Origin of the sequence: Pseudoalteromonas luteoviolacea, from assembly GCF_000814765.1 — a bacterium.
GTDB lineage: Bacteria > Pseudomonadota > Gammaproteobacteria > Enterobacterales > Alteromonadaceae > Pseudoalteromonas > Pseudoalteromonas luteoviolacea_H.
In genome coordinates this window covers 346,450-361,900 of the sequence record NZ_JWIC01000006.1, presented here as the reverse complement: position 1 = coordinate 361,900, position 15,451 = coordinate 346,450, and the positions used below count along the sequence as shown (strand labels likewise).

Annotated in this window: 9 protein-coding genes; 1 reads left to right on the top strand and 8 read right to left on the bottom strand. The window is 41.2% G+C overall.

Annotation, left to right across the window (positions count from 1 at the left end):
* Nucleotides 1-11 precede the first annotated feature (11 nt).
* Nucleotides 12-2,183: a DNA internalization-related competence protein ComEC/Rec2 gene (locus tag JF50_RS13015; RefSeq protein WP_052262284.1), complete on the bottom strand. Its 2,172-nt coding sequence runs from the start codon at nt 2,181-2,183 to the stop codon at nt 12-14.
* A gap of 72 nt (nt 2,184-2,255) precedes the next feature.
* Between JF50_RS13015 and JF50_RS13010 the strand changes: the two genes are divergently transcribed.
* The gene (locus tag JF50_RS13010) at nt 2,256-2,762 is read left to right on the top strand and encodes a DUF2062 domain-containing protein (protein ID WP_039609880.1); all 507 of its coding nucleotides are present in this window, start codon (nt 2,256-2,258) and stop codon (nt 2,760-2,762) included.
* A gap of 57 nt (nt 2,763-2,819) precedes the next feature.
* Here the strand turns inward: JF50_RS13010 and JF50_RS13005 are convergent, their stop codons facing one another.
* The 7 genes from JF50_RS13005 to JF50_RS12975 all read right to left on the bottom strand — a co-directional run bounded on the left by JF50_RS13005 (nt 2,820) and on the right by JF50_RS12975 (nt 15,450).
* Nucleotides 2,820-4,547, bottom strand: coding sequence for a DUF3466 family protein (locus JF50_RS13005; RefSeq protein ID WP_039609879.1), 1,728 nt, complete (start codon nt 4,545-4,547; stop codon nt 2,820-2,822).
* An 8-nt stretch (nt 4,548-4,555) separates the two neighbouring features.
* Nucleotides 4,556-6,472, bottom strand: coding sequence for an ABC transporter ATP-binding protein (locus JF50_RS13000; RefSeq protein WP_039609878.1), 1,917 nt, complete (start codon nt 6,470-6,472; stop codon nt 4,556-4,558).
* 4 nt (nt 6,473-6,476) lie between these two features.
* Nucleotides 6,477-6,704, bottom strand: a complete 228-nt coding sequence (locus JF50_RS12995; protein WP_039609877.1) for a glutaredoxin family protein — start codon at nt 6,702-6,704, stop codon at nt 6,477-6,479.
* A complete protein-coding gene (gene rlmKL / locus JF50_RS12990; RefSeq protein ID WP_039609876.1) occupies nt 6,697-8,808 on the bottom strand; it encodes a bifunctional 23S rRNA (guanine(2069)-N(7))-methyltransferase RlmK/23S rRNA (guanine(2445)-N(2))-methyltransferase RlmL in 2,112 nt (703 codons plus the stop codon). Before rlmKL ends, JF50_RS12995 begins: the two co-directional genes overlap by 8 nt.
* A 64-nt stretch (nt 8,809-8,872) precedes the next feature.
* Nucleotides 8,873-9,403 carry a cell division protein ZapC domain-containing protein gene (locus JF50_RS12985; RefSeq protein WP_039610164.1) on the bottom strand — a complete coding sequence of 177 codons (531 nt, stop codon included), beginning with the start codon at nt 9,401-9,403 and terminating at the stop codon, nt 8,873-8,875.
* A 122-nt stretch (nt 9,404-9,525) separates the two neighbouring features.
* Complete coding sequence (gene pyrD / locus JF50_RS12980; RefSeq protein ID WP_039609875.1) at nt 9,526-10,536, bottom strand: quinone-dependent dihydroorotate dehydrogenase; 1,011 nt, start codon at nt 10,534-10,536, stop codon at nt 9,526-9,528.
* Between the two features lie 81 nt (nt 10,537-10,617).
* Entirely contained in the window at nt 10,618-15,450 is a 4,833-nt protein-coding gene (locus JF50_RS12975; protein ID WP_039609874.1) for an NAD-glutamate dehydrogenase, read from the bottom strand.
* Nucleotide 15,451 lies beyond the last annotated feature (1 nt).

The window sequence follows — 15,451 nt, the reverse complement described above, 5'->3', positions numbered from 1 at the left end:
AACTGAATGCATTATCTTAAAAACCATAGATTTTTCGCGTTTCTTGCGGTGTAAACCTCAAAGTGTTCATTAAAAACTCGGATCTGTACTTCTCCATCTAAGGCAGTATCGTATGTTTCATAACCAGCGTCTCTATATCGCTGCAAAACTTCAGTATGAGGTAATTGCCAAGCCGTATTTCGACTCCTAGAAAAAATAACGAGCTCGCCTTCAACTGCCTTAATAAACTGCTTAGTTGAAGAAGTTCGACTTCCATGATGTGGCGCTAACAAAAAGTTTGCTTTCAAGTCATTTCTATATTTAGAAATAATCTTAGCCTCTACATCCGCTTCAATATCTCCAGGTAATAAAAGTTTAAATCGATCGTCACTGACCACAACCACACAGGAACTGTTGTTGTCATTGTTTTGCAAAGTCTTCGGCCAAATGGATCGTATCGTAAGGTCACCTAATATTACATCTTGTAGTAAGCACGGTTGCGCATACGTAGCTCGGTGAAAAGTATTCAACGACTCACCAAACCCCAGCTTATAAAGGTCCATTAGCCCACCGGCATGATCCCCATCATCATGGCTTACAATTGTATGAACTAACTTAAGATTTCTCGCTTTAATATAAGGGAGTACAACGTGCTTAAACATAGAATATGTACCAAAGTAATTCGCACCCAAATCGTACAAAACGGCTTTATTATCTTGCGAGATAAGTACTGCACTGCCATGGCCTACATCAAAAACATTGATTTGCCAGCTGGGTTTAGGCGATAACAGCCAATGTACCAACAGTAAACTTAATGGAATAAGCGCGTAGATACGAGTTAAAACATGAGCTAATAAAATAAATGATAACATCATCAAGCACAGTTGACTGGTTGAAATTGGCTGCACATCAAACCAATGAAAATCAAAAGATATCAGAAAGTGATATGAGTTAAATAGCCAGTTATCGAGTAGCATTATCGCATTTGATTCACTCACACTATGTAAAACGATCTGTACTAACAAAAGCGGAAAGATCACGATAGAAAGGAGCGGTACAAAAATGAGATTGATGAGCAAACCGCTCACACTCAAGCCATGAAATACGTACACTACCAACGGGCATAGTACGATAAATAAGACAACTTGTACCTTGCACAACCAAACACATTTATTGAGCCAACTTGAGAATTCATACTGATATGCTTTACGCTTTGATAATAACCAAAAAATACCAGCCACCGCAGTAAATGAAAAATACAGACCAAGATTTAACAACGCAAATGGCGATACCATAGTCACTATCGTTAGCGTGTAAATCAATAGCCTAATAAAGCTCAACCGTGTTCCAAGTAAATAACATAGAACACCTGCACACGCCATAAACCAAGCGCGTTGAGCCGATATCTGCATACCGCTCATCACCACATATAATCCAGCACACCCCAGCGCACAAATGAGCCCTATTGAATGTGTATTGACAGTTTGACCTAAAAAAGATTTAAAAGGGAACAAGCATACTTTTATTAACAATAAGCTCAATGAGAATAAAATAGCGATATGTAGGCCCGATATGGCTAACAAGTGACTTAAGCCCAGTGTACGAAAGTGCGCTTTGTCACTTTTAGGAATTTTTGATTTATCCCCTGTCATCAAGACATAATAAAGCCAGCCAAACTGATAGCCATCAAAAACGTCTAGCATAAAAAGTTGATATTGAAGACGCCAAGATCCGTGATGTCGAGCTACAGAGTCGACTTTTAGCTTCCCTTTAAAGAAGATATGATTGCGAAATGCATATAACTCACTATCAAAAGCATATTGATTTTTTCGTGAGTAAAATGGTTTGAGTGTGGCAGTCCCGCTAATTGTATCTCCCACTTTTATCGCGCTTTCACCTTCAACGATTGACAAGTTAGCATGTACAGTTTGCCAAGACTTCACTTTCAACTGGTCAAGCTTATTTATCTTTACTTGTATATAAGGTCTGTCGCCCGCTTTAATGATTTGGCTCACCTTGGCGTCAATTTTAATTGGCTTATCAACAACCAAGCTTTTCCATGAAAGTTGATAAAACAAAATGTAATTAAGACTAGTAACAAAAATACCTAAAATAAAACCTGCCAAAACGTTCGAAAAAAGCTTAAAATAGCTACTAACAAAAACGAGCAAGGCAACACTGACGGGTAACTGCCATGTATCCATGTAAAATACGGATATCAGGCTTCCGAAAATGATGCCGCAGCAAATCAATATTGAAGTAAATGGTTGCTCTATATGGCAAAAAAAACGATCCAACGCTTTTTACCCGATCACAATAAGATCAAAGAACAAAAATCGTTAAGAATTTTTGGAAGTTTACTGCACGATGCAAATCTTTGGCATCTTAATCGACGCTCAGCCAGAGGCGCCTTTTCTGTTGGACTGTTTTTTGCGTTCATCCCTGTCCCTTTTCAAATGGTACTCGCAGCTGCTCTAGCAATCCCTTTTAGAGTCAACTTACCTTTATCTATTGCATTGGTTTGGATCACAAACCCATTAACAATGCCACCTATCTTTTATTGCTCTTATCTTGTCGGTGTTTTCGCACTGGGTCAAGAAATTCAGCCATTCCAGTTTGAACCTACCTGGGAATGGTTAACGCAGAGCATCTCTACGATAGGCCCAGCTTTTATCGTTGGCTCTTTGATCTGTGCATCCATCGCTGCTGTTATCGGATTTTTCGGAATCGACTACCTTTGGCGACGCTCTGTCAACAAAGCATGGGAAGCGAGAAATCAATAGGGTGAGTTCAATAAATGAATGAATTAAAAAAGGGCCTTTCGGCCCTTTTTTCAATTTTTAATTTCTGCGTCTTCTAAGCATCAATAATGGCAACGCTAAAAAGCCTAACATACCAAACGATGCTGAGCTTCGCTCATAAGTCTCAGCTTCTTCCACCGGACATGTATCCGGCTGACCGCCAGTTCGCGTAAGCAATACAGGCACCGATACAGACTCATACTCATCTTCACCGGCACTGTTTTTTGTTACATTACCTAAGCTGTCTCTGCGCTTAACTGTCTTAGTTGCAATCGCATAGATTTTATTATCTTCTGTAATTTTAACTGCATCTCCTATACGGTAAGGAAAATCCGCACTTTTACACGGTATCAGGTCATTTAAATTTTGCAGTTCTGCAGTTTCTATATTGTATAGAAAAGCCTCTCTTCTTGGGGTATCACCAATATCTTCAGCTTCGGCTTGACCAACAATATATCCCGCATCATTGATGTCTCGAGGATACATGTCAGAGCTATTAAAGAATGACTCCATTTCAGTGAAAGACTGATTATTGATGTCATAGTAGTACCCTTTTACTTGCTGAAAAGTACTAAGCTCATTAAAACGGTAGCCGATTACGATATTGTTGTTATTGATATCAACACCACGGCTGGCTTCATAAATCTTATCATGGTCAATAATTTGAGTGAACTTACCATCCTTATAGTAACCCGCTCTTTGCCTACTGATGAAATCACCATCTTTACGAGTTTGCGAGTGGCCTACAGCATAGCCTGACTGGTTTGCTGACAAAGCAGTACCTAAATGAATTCTCTCTTCATTTTCTTCGCGCTCAATACCTAAACCGAGAATTTTAGACTCGCCTTCTACCAGGTTGAAATTCGCATCTAGCTTCCACTGGTAAGCGTGGCGGTTATAGTAAATCGAACCATTTTGCAGTTCCCATACACACACATTTACCGGCTCGTTTTCGCCTTTGCACAAATCATCAAAACGCTGTTGACCATCAATCGCAACATCGATTGAGCTTTGCCCTACAACTAAGTATGTACCGTCGTCCAGCTTCTCAATATGATTCGCAATACTGAAACCACCATACTCTCCAACAAACGCAGGCGGTAGCTCTATTACTTCTCCGCCTGGCGTGATAAACACACCACGAGAAGAAAACGTTCTTTCAAAAAATACCGTAGGCTCACTTTCACCATCTTTGGTGAAATCTGTTCTTTTTGAGTATGGCGCACTACCCCAACCAACCATCGCTCCATCCGAAGCCACACCATTGATATAAGATACCACTGAACGAGACAATTCATTGTTGGTGTAATCTCGTTCCACATCAAAAAGTACTTTCTCATCTGCTGTCGTTGTTGAGTACAACAAACTTGCACTAGAATTCAACTTTTGAAATTCGGCATTTCCACTACGCTGATTAAGATAAGAACGGATGAAATCATGTGCATCAGGATCAGTTGCAGCGGCATTATTATTTTCAATGTCATCCAATGTAAAGTTTATTGGGTCGTCAATTCTTTCACGTGCGTCTTTAAAGTTGTTGTAATCATTCTTTAGATTATCATCATTAAAATCGATATATGTTGTATCAATTTTTAAGTCAAAGAGGCCTGTCGCCCTGCCAACTGCTTCGCCAGATTCATTTGCATCGATAACAAGGGTGTTTGTCGAGGTACTATGTGAAGGTAACTCAGTTAACTGATACGTTGCAGCAAAAAGCTGCCCTGAAAAGCACAAACCAATACTGGTGGCTAAAAGTGAATATCTCATTTCAATCCTTACTGCTGATTCTGTAAAGCTTCTAATTCTTCCCAACGTTCATACGCGGTTTCGAGCTTGGACTCCAAATCCGCTAGTTGGTTCAATGCTTGTTGTGTTACATCAGATTCTTGTTTAAAAAACTCTGGCGAGTTAACTAATGTCTGCTGCGCTTCAAGCGCGGTTTCAAGTTCCTCTACTTTACTCGGCAAAGCTTCTAATTCAAGTTTTAATTTGTAACTGAGCTTACTTGATTTGTTTTTTGTTGTATCGCGTTTAACTGGTGCAGATGCAGACTTCTCTTTGTCTAACTTTTCAAGCTCTTTTTGCTGAGCCAGCTTGTTATCTCGATACGCCTCAAAATCGCTGTAACCACCGACAATCTCGGTCACAACGCCATCGCCTTCAAATGCCCAAACACTATTACACGTGTTATCAATAAACTCCCTATCATGGCTAACAATCAAAATTGTACCTTGATATTGCGTAATGATTTCCTCTAGCAGCTCTAAAGTTTCAATATCCAAATCATTGGTTGGCTCATCCAATACTAAAACGTTTGATGGCTTTAAAAACAGCTTAGCTAAAAGCAATCGGTTTTTCTCACCGCCAGAAAGGGCTTTAACAGGCGTTCGAGCGCGCGCAGGTGGAAATAAGAAATCTTGTAAATAACCTAATACATGACGGCTTCGGCCACCAATAGAGACCTCTTGTTTACCTTCAGCAACGTTATCTTGCACCGTCATTTCTTCATCAAGCTTTTCTCGATATTGATCGAAATAGGCGACTTCTAAATTAACACCTTGCTTTATCTTGCCGCTGTCTGCTGCTAATTTACCAAAAAGTAATTTCAATAACGTCGTCTTGCCAATCCCGTTAGGACCAATTAAACCGACTCTATCTCCACGCATAACAAGCGTAGAAAAATCTTTGACAATGGCTTTGTCTTTAAATGCATGGTTCACAAAATTGGCTTCAAATACCAACTTGCCCGAGCGCTCTGCTGACTCAATATTAAAGTCCGCTTTACCCACTTGCTCAATTCGCTGCTTCCGCTCAACACGTAACGCTTTTAACGCACGAACACGCCCTTCATTACGTGTTCTACGCGCTTTGATCCCCTGCCTTATCCAAGTCTCTTCTTCGGCAAGTTTTTTATCGAACAACGCATTTTGCGCTTCTTCAACTTTTAAATCATGCGCTTTTTGTTCTAAGTACTTAGCATAATTGCCAGGGTAAGAGACCAACTTTCCTCTATCCAAATCTAAAATACGCGTCGCAACGGCTCTGATGAACGCACGGTCGTGAGAAATAAACACGATGCCACCTTTGAAATCTTTCAAAAATGACTCTAGCCACTCCACACTTGCCATATCTAAGTGGTTCGTCGGTTCATCAAGTAGTAGTAAATCGGGGTCACTGACAAGCGCTTTGGCGAGCGCAACCTTTCTAAGCCAACCACCAGAAAGTTTTTCAAGGCGCATTTGCGCGGTCAGCTGAAGCTGGCTTAGGACCAGATTAATTCGGCTTTCAAAGCGCCACGCATCTGCGGCTTCGATTTCAGCAGATAAGCGCTCAAGCTTATTCAATAAACTGTTAGATTGGTCTGTTTGAAGCGCTTCGCTGACATGGTTATATTCAATTAAAAGGCTTGCCACATCAGGTAAGCCCTGAGCAACATAATCGAATACACTGCCCTGCGCACCTTTAGGTGGATCTTGCTCTAGGCGAGATACTTTTAAGCCGGTCAGACGATTTATTTCACCATCATCCAATAACACCTGCCCATCAAGTACTTTTAATAAGGTTGACTTACCAGCTCCATTTCTTCCGACAATACACACACGTTCGCCAGCTTCGATTAGGGCGTCGGCATTGTCTAGTAACGGATGAGAACCAAAAGCAAGTTGTGCTTTAGCAATTCTAATTAAATCCATCTTCTTATATAAACTCTTGAATTTGTTGTTGGGTAAATGGCCAATTTAGCAATTTACCTGTTTTTATATTTTTCAGTACCGGAATAGAAGTTTGATATTGTGTCATCAAACTTTCATCATCCAAGATATCTTGATGATGAATGTCTTCATGTGTAAGGACAGACACCGCCAATTGGTATGCCTGTTCACATAAATGACACCCATCTGTGTGATATAAAATCACTTTAGCCATGGGTAATTAACCAGCTATTGTGGATCTGTTTGTTTCGTTTAAAATCTGGAGACAGCGTCTCTGCTGAAATATTCTCTGCTTTCAAGCCCAATCCCATTAAGGCTACTTCATCCATTTTAAAGCCTCGTTTGTTATTCGAGAACAACAAAACACCATCCGGGCTCAAAATACTTTTAACCCAAGTCAATAACTGAATATGATCTCTTTGAACATCGAATACATTTTTCATTCTCTTCGAGTTTGAAAAAGTAGGTGGATCTAAGAAAATCAAATCATATTGACCTTTGGCATGCTCTAACCATTTCAAGCAATCCGCTTGTTCAAATCTAAAACGTGGATTTTTAAGGTTATTAAGTGCGAAATTCTCTTCTGCCCACTTAAGGTAAGTCTTTGACATATCGACAGTTGTAACCGACTTAGCGCCACCTATTGCCGCGTGAACCGATGCAGATCCCGTATAAGCAAACAAATTTAATACTCGCTTATCTCGGGCATTTTGCTGAATAAATCGACGTGCAAGACGGTGGTCTAAAAACAGCCCAGTATCTAAATAGTCATATAAATTAACTTTGAACTTTGCACCAAACTCTTCGATGATCTGATAGCGGTTTTGTTTCTCGTACGAAGTATATTGCTCATCACCTCGCTGTTTTTTACGTACTTTAACCGCTAAGTTGCTTGGTGAAATATCTAAGGTTTCAGCAGTCAAAGAAATCACGTCTTGTAGACGCTTATCTGCAACATCTGCGTTGATTTCTTTTGGCGCAGCATATTCAAAGATAACTGCGTTATCACCATATACATCAACAGCAACGTTATATTCCGGAATATCTGCATCATATAACCGGTAAGCTTCAACAGATTCTTTTTTCAACCAACTTTTTAAACCCTGCTTATTCTTTTTGAGTCGGTTAGCAAACGCACGAGACTGCTCAAAATGCAATTCTGACGCTTGTTGATTTTGCGCAACTTGCTTTTCATTCAGCTCATACATATACAAGGTCACATCAATAGGACCATTTTTAAACTTATATCGTTTTTTAGACGCAAGTTTGAGTAATCTAAATAACTCATCGTCCGTACCAAGCAGTGCAGCGTTCCAATCACGATAATGCTTTTTGAAGCTCACACCCATATTGCGATAAAGATTGATCAATTCGGCCATTGAGCCCAAGCGCTCACCATACGGTAAGTTACTCAGAATCGTACCTGGGCGTTTTGCTACAGACTGCAATTTGCCCGCATCCGCTTCTTTAAATTGAATGAGTTCGCCCACCCCTGCACGGTTTGCATTAGACTGAGCAGTATCGAGTACTCGTCCATCAATATCGTGGCCAATTAACCACAATTTTGAGTCGACTTGTTCCGCTTTCAGCTCTTTTTGGATTTCTTTGAACTTGGCTTCTCTGAAGCTAGGAAGGCGCTTAAAAGCAAATGCTTTATGCAGGTTTGTTGGCAAATTTAAGGCCATGCTCGCGGCTTCGATTAACAATGTACCCGAACCACAACACGGATCAAATAGAGGCTTTGAAGTGTCATTCAGCCAGCCACTTCGAGTTACAAGCGCAGCTGCAAGGTGTTCACGAATTGGCGCTTTACCCTGCTTGGTTCTATAGCCGCGGTCAGACAACCTTGGACCTGAATAATCAAGATATAGTGCAATTTTTTGCTTATTAAGCTTCGCAATAATTCGAACATTAGCGTCTTGTTTATCTACAGATGGACGCTGCTCGTATAGATCTTGGAAATAATCCACAACCGCATCTTTAATGACTAAGCCTGAAAACTGCGTATTTTTTAATTCTTTATTCGTCCCGTTAAACTCAACGGCAAAGGTTTGTGACGGACCAAACCACTCCTGCCAACCTTGAAAACGAGCAAACTTATACAGGTCATCTTTATTTTTAATATCTTCATGCTCATCAATTAACAGCATAACGCGCGTCGAATATCGCGTCATCATACAAAACTTTTGAGCGGTAAGATTGTCGGCTTCAAAGCGAACCGAGCCAATGCTTTGCTTAGTAACTTTAATTTCGAAAGATTGAAGTTCTTCGACTAGTAAATTTTCGATGCCAATCGATGTAAGCGCAATAAACTGCAATGTGATAACCCTGTAATTTCAATTGACGCGAGTATAACACAGCTATGTAAAGACTGGGATTGGATTAAGCGCTTCTACTGACTTTATTATTCACCATGACTGGGTGAATACGGTCATTTAAAACTTTGATGGCTTGGAACTGCTCTAGGCTAATATTTTCATCAAGTTGGAAGTTGGCGGTTAAATTTATGCACAGGCTTGCGTCGCGTTCGTGATCAACAATCAAGCATTCGCCTGTCATAACTTTAGATTTGAGACTAATTACGGCATTACACAGTACTTCATTACCAAAATACGCTTGGAAAAACCAACTTTTTGCCTGAACTGGCAACAAGTGAAATTTTGCCGCAGTGGCATTAAGTGCAATTTGGCAACACTGTGCCTCTGACCAAACAGAATAAGTACACAAGTAATCAAATACATTTTGATAGAATGCTGCCTCTTCTACGCTAAAGGTGGGACTTGCGTCTGAATCTGCTGTAAGCTGGCGTAAACGATAAGGCGTGCAAAGTTGTAACTCGTCACCCAAATCAACAAGCAAACGGTTTTGTGTGCGACATTGGAGCCAACGCCACTCTTTTGATGCTTGCAAAATCGCCCTCCGCATTACTATTAAATTAATTCAACCAGTAACGCGAAGTATATCGCGATTTTTGCAAGTGTAAAAATATTTATAATAACAATTTGTTTAGGATCATTTTGTAATATGACTGATCCTTATAAAGAATTTACGATCCTTTTGATCAATTGTGGCCCTTCGTAAATAAAGCCGGTATACAATTGAACAAGATCTGCACCCGCGTTGAGCTTTTCTTGCGCAGCTTCAGCGCTGTCAATTCCACCCACGCCAATAATCGGTAATTTACCTTCTGTTAGACGTTTTAGCTCTTCAACAACATGTGTCGATTTTTCACGTACTGGACGTCCCGATAGGCCACCTGCTTCATTTGCAAATTCCAAGCCCTGTACAGCATCTCTCGCTAAGGTTGTATTCGTAGCAATGACACCATCAATGCGGTTATTTACAAGTGATTCAGCGATTTGAGTTAATTGCACCGCATCAACATCTGGCGCAATTTTTACCAGCATTGGCACTGATTTTTTGTGTTTTTCAATTAAGTCGACTTGCTCGTTTTTAAGGCTTTGTAAAAGATCATCTAGCGCTTCACCATATTGTAAATCACGCAAACCCGGAGTATTAGGTGATGAGATGTTTACAGTGATATAGGATGCGTGTTCAAAGACTTTACGCATACAATGAATGTAATCGTCTTTGCCCTGCTCGTTTGGTGTATCTTTATTTTTACCAATATTGATCCCAAGGATCCCGGTATAATTTGAAGCCTTTACGTTAGCAACTAAATTATCTACGCCTTTATTGTTAAAGCCCATTCTGTTTATCACAGCATGTGCCTCTGGAAGACGAAAGATACGTGGCTTGTCATTACCAGCCTGAGGCCTAGGTGTAACAGTACCCACTTCAATAAACCCAAAGCCCATTTGGCCAAATGCATCAATACATTCTGCATTTTTATCTAGACCAGCAGCCAATCCCACTGGATTATCAAATTCTAAACCTAAAAAGTTAACCGGCTTTTTAGGCAGAGACTGTGACCAAGCGAGACTTAATGGGGTATTTTTGAAACGGCGCAAGTTGCCTAGAGCAAAGTCGTGGGCCCATTCCGCATCTTTATTAAACATATAACGACGTGCTAAATCGTAAAACATCGTGACTCCTTAAGTTCCTGGTAACAGTTTGAGGCAAAAAAATACCCCAGCAATTGCCGGGGTATTTTAACGTGTTAATTTTTATTTGGAAGTGTCACAGTTGTGACTTAGTAGCATTAATTCTCTCAATGCTACTGAGAACTTCGCAAAGTCATGGTTTTGAGAAGTCTTAAACTCCGCAAGCATTTGCTGCCAACGGTGTAGTAATGACGACTGATTATCCATCCACTGATTGATAAGCGCATCAACTTCACCATCACCTTCGAAGCTATTAAGAACAACCTCAGACAATGCACGCTGCTGCCAGTCAAGCTCTTCACGATATGAAGCACGTGCTAGCGCTTGCCAGTGGTTTGCAACTGGTTGTGCAGTGATCTGCTCTAGGAACCAGTGTAGACCCATGTTTGCACCTAACTTGAAGTACGTGTTAGATACCACTGAGATATCACGCTTCGCATTGTTTGCAACTTCTGCAAGATCCATGACTGAGAACAAGCTAGATAGCGACACGATGCGGTTAGCTAATGCTTCAGGCACCCCTTCAGAAGTTAACTCTGCGGCTTTCTCAGCAAGACGTGAGCTCTCTTCTTCAACCATATAAGTGGTCAGATTCGCACTTAGATCTGCAAATGTTGGCGCGAAGAACTCAATTGTTTCTTCAATCGTCATTGCTTTATTACGGTGACGTAAGAACCAACGTGTTACACGACGAACTGTACGACGTAATTGATACAACATCTCTGTTTGAACCGCAGATGGGATCTTATTATCAAGCGATGAGATTTCAGCCCATGTTTCTGACATCTGGAATGTTGCACATGCGATTGAGTAACAAAGTGCAATTTCAGCTTCCGTTGCGCCTGTTTCTTCATGCATACGGATCATGAAGTTCAAGCCCATATCATTTACGATATTATTAGCAAGCTTAGTGGCAATGATCTCTTTTCTCAGCGGGTGCTCATCCATTGCCGCGTTAAAGCGGTCACGTAGAGGCACAGGGAAAGAGTTTACTAGTAACTGACGGTAATAAGGGTTTTCAGTGATTTCATCAACCACTAGCGTTTCTTTAAGTACCATCTTAGAGTAAGAAACTAGAACAGAAAGCTCTGGGCGAGTTAAATCAAGACCTGCCGCTGCGCGCTCTGCAAGCTCTTCATCACTCGGTAAGAACTCGATGTTTCTGTCAAGTTTACCTTCTTTTTCAAGCGCGTGAATGAAGCGGATTTTCTCTTTAAGCGTCGCAGGACCTTTTGACTTCGTAACAGACAACGTATGTGTTTGACGGTAACAGTCTGCAAGTACAAGTTCTGATACTTCGTCAGTCATTGCATATAGTAACTCGTCACGTTGTTTCTTCGTTAAGTCACCTTCTGCAACTAGACCATTAAGTAAAATCTTAATGTTTACTTCGTTATCTGAACACGCAACACCACCTACGTTATCGATGAAGTCAGTGTTAATACGGCCGCCTTTAGCTGCGAACTCGATACGACCAAGTTGCGTCGCACCTAAGTTACCACCTTCACCGAAGATCTTAGCACCAAGTTCAGCGCCATTAATACGAAGTGCATCATTTGCTCTGTCGCCCACATCAGCGTCACTTTCATTTTTAGCCTTGATGTAAGTACCGATACCACCATTCCAAAGTAGGTCAACAGGCATCATTAGAAGCGCTTTAATCAACTCATTTGGTGTCATGCTTGCTTTCTTAGTGCCAAGCATTTTCTTAATTTCTGGTGTTAGTGTGATTGACTTCGCTGCACGAGAGAAGATACCGCCACCTTGAGAAATTAAGCTTGCATCGTAGTCTTCCCACGATGAACGTGGTAATTCGAACATACGAGCACGTTCTTTGTAAGAGCTCGCTGCGTCTGGGTTTGGATCGATGAAGATATGCATGTGGTTAAATGCAGCAACTAAGCGCGTGTGCTCTGATAGCAACATGCCGTTACCGAATACATCACCCGCCATATCACCAATAGCAACTGCTGTAAAATCAGTTGATTGACAATCAATATCCATTTCACGGAAGTGACGTTTGACTGACTCCCAAGCACCTTTTGCTGTAATACCCATCTTCTTGTGGTCGTAACCAATTGAACCACCAGATGCAAATGCATCACCTAGCCAGAAGTTGTACTCATCAGCAATGCCGTTAGCAATATCTGAGAATGTCGCTGTGCCTTTATCGGCTGCCACTACTAGGTACGGGTCATCTTCGTCATGACGAACTACATCAACAGGAGGAACGATATCACCGTGAATGATGTTATCAGTAATGTCTAATAGACCACGGATGAAGATCTTGTAACATTCTTGACCTTCACGGAAGAAGCCTTCACGGTCATTTGGCAACTGCTTACATACGAAGCCACCTTTAGAACCTACAGGTACGATAACTGTGTTCTTAACCTGCTGTGCTTTAACAAGACCAAGTACTTCTGTACGGAAGTCTTCGCGACGGTCTGACCAACGTAAACCACCACGAGCAACCTTACCACCACGTAAGTGAACACCTTCGATACGTGGAGAGTATACAAAGATTTCAAATGCAGGTAATGGCAGCGGCATTTCTGGAATTGCGCTTGGCTGGATTTTAAATGACACGTATGACTTGTTAGAACCGTCAGCTTCTTTTTGGTAGAAGTTCGTTCTTAGCGTCGCATCAATCATTGCTACGTATAAACGAATAATGCGGTCATCATCAAGGTTCGCGACACTTTCAAGCTCGTGGTAGATTTTCTCTACTAGCTTATCAAGTGATTTTTGCGCAACGTTTTTCTGCGGACAGAATTTCTTCTCAAAAAGCTCAACCAATTGGTTTGCGATATGAGGATAGTGTTCGAAGGTATTTTCAATGTAAGACTGTGAGAAAGTCACACCAATCTGACGCATATATTTAGCGTATGCACGAAGGATAGATGCTTCACGGCCTGTAGAGCCCGCTTTTAAAACTAAACGGTTGAAGCCGTCATTCTCTAGGCGGTTATTCCATACATTGATAAGTGCCGCACGGAAACGTGCAGAGACTTTATCAAAGTCGGCTAGGCCTTTGCTGTCTAACAGCATGGAGAAATCCATGATCCAGTTGACTTGACCATCACTTGTCTTAACAGCGTAAGGTGTTTCACCAATTACACGTAGGCCAAAGTTTTCAAGCATTGGCATAACATCAGAAAGGTGAATTGGCTCGTCTTTGTGGAATAAGCTCAAACGCACAATTTGTGAATTTGCTTCTTCTTGAGGTCTGTAGAACAGCATTTCAAGTTTATTCTCATCACTCAACTTTTCAAGTTTTGAGATATCAACGACAGCTGCACTTGGCAACACTTCGTCTTTATATGCACGAGGGAAAGCCGTAGCATATTTGCGGTTTAGATCATTACCGCGCGCTTCACCTTCACCCGCAAGTAAAGCTGTTTGTAGTTTATCTTCCCAAGTACGGGCAGCTTCTACTAGATTATTTTCGATTTCTTTCACGTTGTACTTAATGTTGTTGTCAGCTACACGAACAATGTAATGCGTTCTTGCTAATGTAGACTCTGAGAAAAATGTAGTGAACTCAACTTTTTCGTTAGACCCAAAGGCATCGCCTAACAGTTTTTGAGTTTCGCGACGAAGCGCGGTGTTATATCTCTCACGCGGCACGTAGACCATACAAGAGAAGAAACGTCCATATACGTCTCTTCTAACGAATAGACGACACATATCACGCTCTTGGGTTTGTAATACACCCATAGCAACATCTAATAACTCAGATTCACGAGCCTGCACTAGCTCATCACGTGGGTACGTTTCTAAGATATTTAAGACAGCTTTATAAGCGTGTGTTCCTTTAGCAAAATCACACTGTTCCATAATACGAGCAATCTTGCTCTTCAACACAGGAACATCTGATGCACTGTTGTTGTAAAAACTTGATGAGAATAAACCAATGAAGCGATCTTCACCAATTACATTCCCTTCTTCGTCAAAGCGTTTAATACCAACATAATCAATATGCGCTGGACGGTGAACGCGTGACTGAGAATTTGTTTTAGTCAGGATCAATAGGTTCTTGCTGCGGGCTTCAAGACGAGCTACTTCTGGTAATTCTGATAATAGGCGGCTGCTTTCAGAAGAGTTTTTCATTAGGCCTAAACTTGAACCTGCTACAGGTTTAAGTTCATAGTCACCTTGCACTGGCACAAGATCGTACTGACGGTATCCCATGAACGTGAAGTTATCACGTGCAAGCCAATCAAGGAATTCAACCGCCTCATTGAGCTCTTGTTTTGAAGAACTGTGCTTGCGATTAGGAATATCTTCACCAACAGCAACCAGCTTATCTCTGATCAATAACCAGTCTTCAACCGCTACAGAAACATCTTTTAACACCGACTCTAGTTCTTGGGTAAAGTCAGCAATAACTGCTTCGTCTGTTTGACGATCAATTTCTATGAAGAAAACAGTTTTTGTAGATGAAGATTCTTGTTCAGTTTTTAAGCCTGAAACAGCTGAGATTTTATCATCTTGGTCACGGTTGATCTTGAGAGGACAGTGTAAAAGTAGATGCGAAGCAATATTCTTACGGCTTAGCGCCATACGCACTGAGTCAACCAAAAATGGCATATCATCTGAAATGATTTCAACAATCGTGTGAGACGATTGCCAGCCATCTTTTGCAACTTCAGGGTTGAATACACGGATCACTGCTTCATCTGAGGTATTCTTCTCTAGAGAATTCCAAAGACTCAAAGCAGCGCCGTACAAGTCGCTGTCGTTTCGGTTAGCCAAGTCCTCTTTAGACATGTTGCTGTACAAGGCTTTGGCAAATGTTTCAACGAGCGACACGTTATCGGCATGAACTTTTTTCTGGATCAACTTGCAAACGTTATCAAGGATAACCGATGCTGGACCTTCACTTTGTGTCATT

What these genes read in the sequence shown, in the direction of transcription:
- pyrD (WP_039609875.1), bottom strand. Translation starts at nt 10,536, where the DNA reads ATGTTTTACGATTTAGCACGTCGTTATATGTTTAATAAAGATGCGGAA.
- JF50_RS13010 (WP_039609880.1), top strand. Translation starts at nt 2,256, where the DNA reads ATGGCAAAAAAAACGATCCAACGCTTTTTACCCGATCACAATAAGATC.
- JF50_RS13005 (WP_039609879.1), bottom strand. Translation starts at nt 4,547, where the DNA reads ATGAGATATTCACTTTTAGCCACCAGTATTGGTTTGTGCTTTTCAGGG.
- JF50_RS12975 (WP_039609874.1), bottom strand. Translation starts at nt 15,450, where the DNA reads ATGACACAAAGTGAAGGTCCAGCATCGGTTATCCTTGATAACGTTTGC.
- JF50_RS13000 (WP_039609878.1), bottom strand. Translation starts at nt 6,472, where the DNA reads ATGGATTTAATTAGAATTGCTAAAGCACAACTTGCTTTTGGTTCTCAT.
- JF50_RS12995 (WP_039609877.1), bottom strand. Translation starts at nt 6,704, where the DNA reads ATGGCTAAAGTGATTTTATATCACACAGATGGGTGTCATTTATGTGAA.
- JF50_RS13015 (WP_052262284.1), bottom strand. Translation starts at nt 2,183, where the DNA reads ATGGATACATGGCAGTTACCCGTCAGTGTTGCCTTGCTCGTTTTTGTT.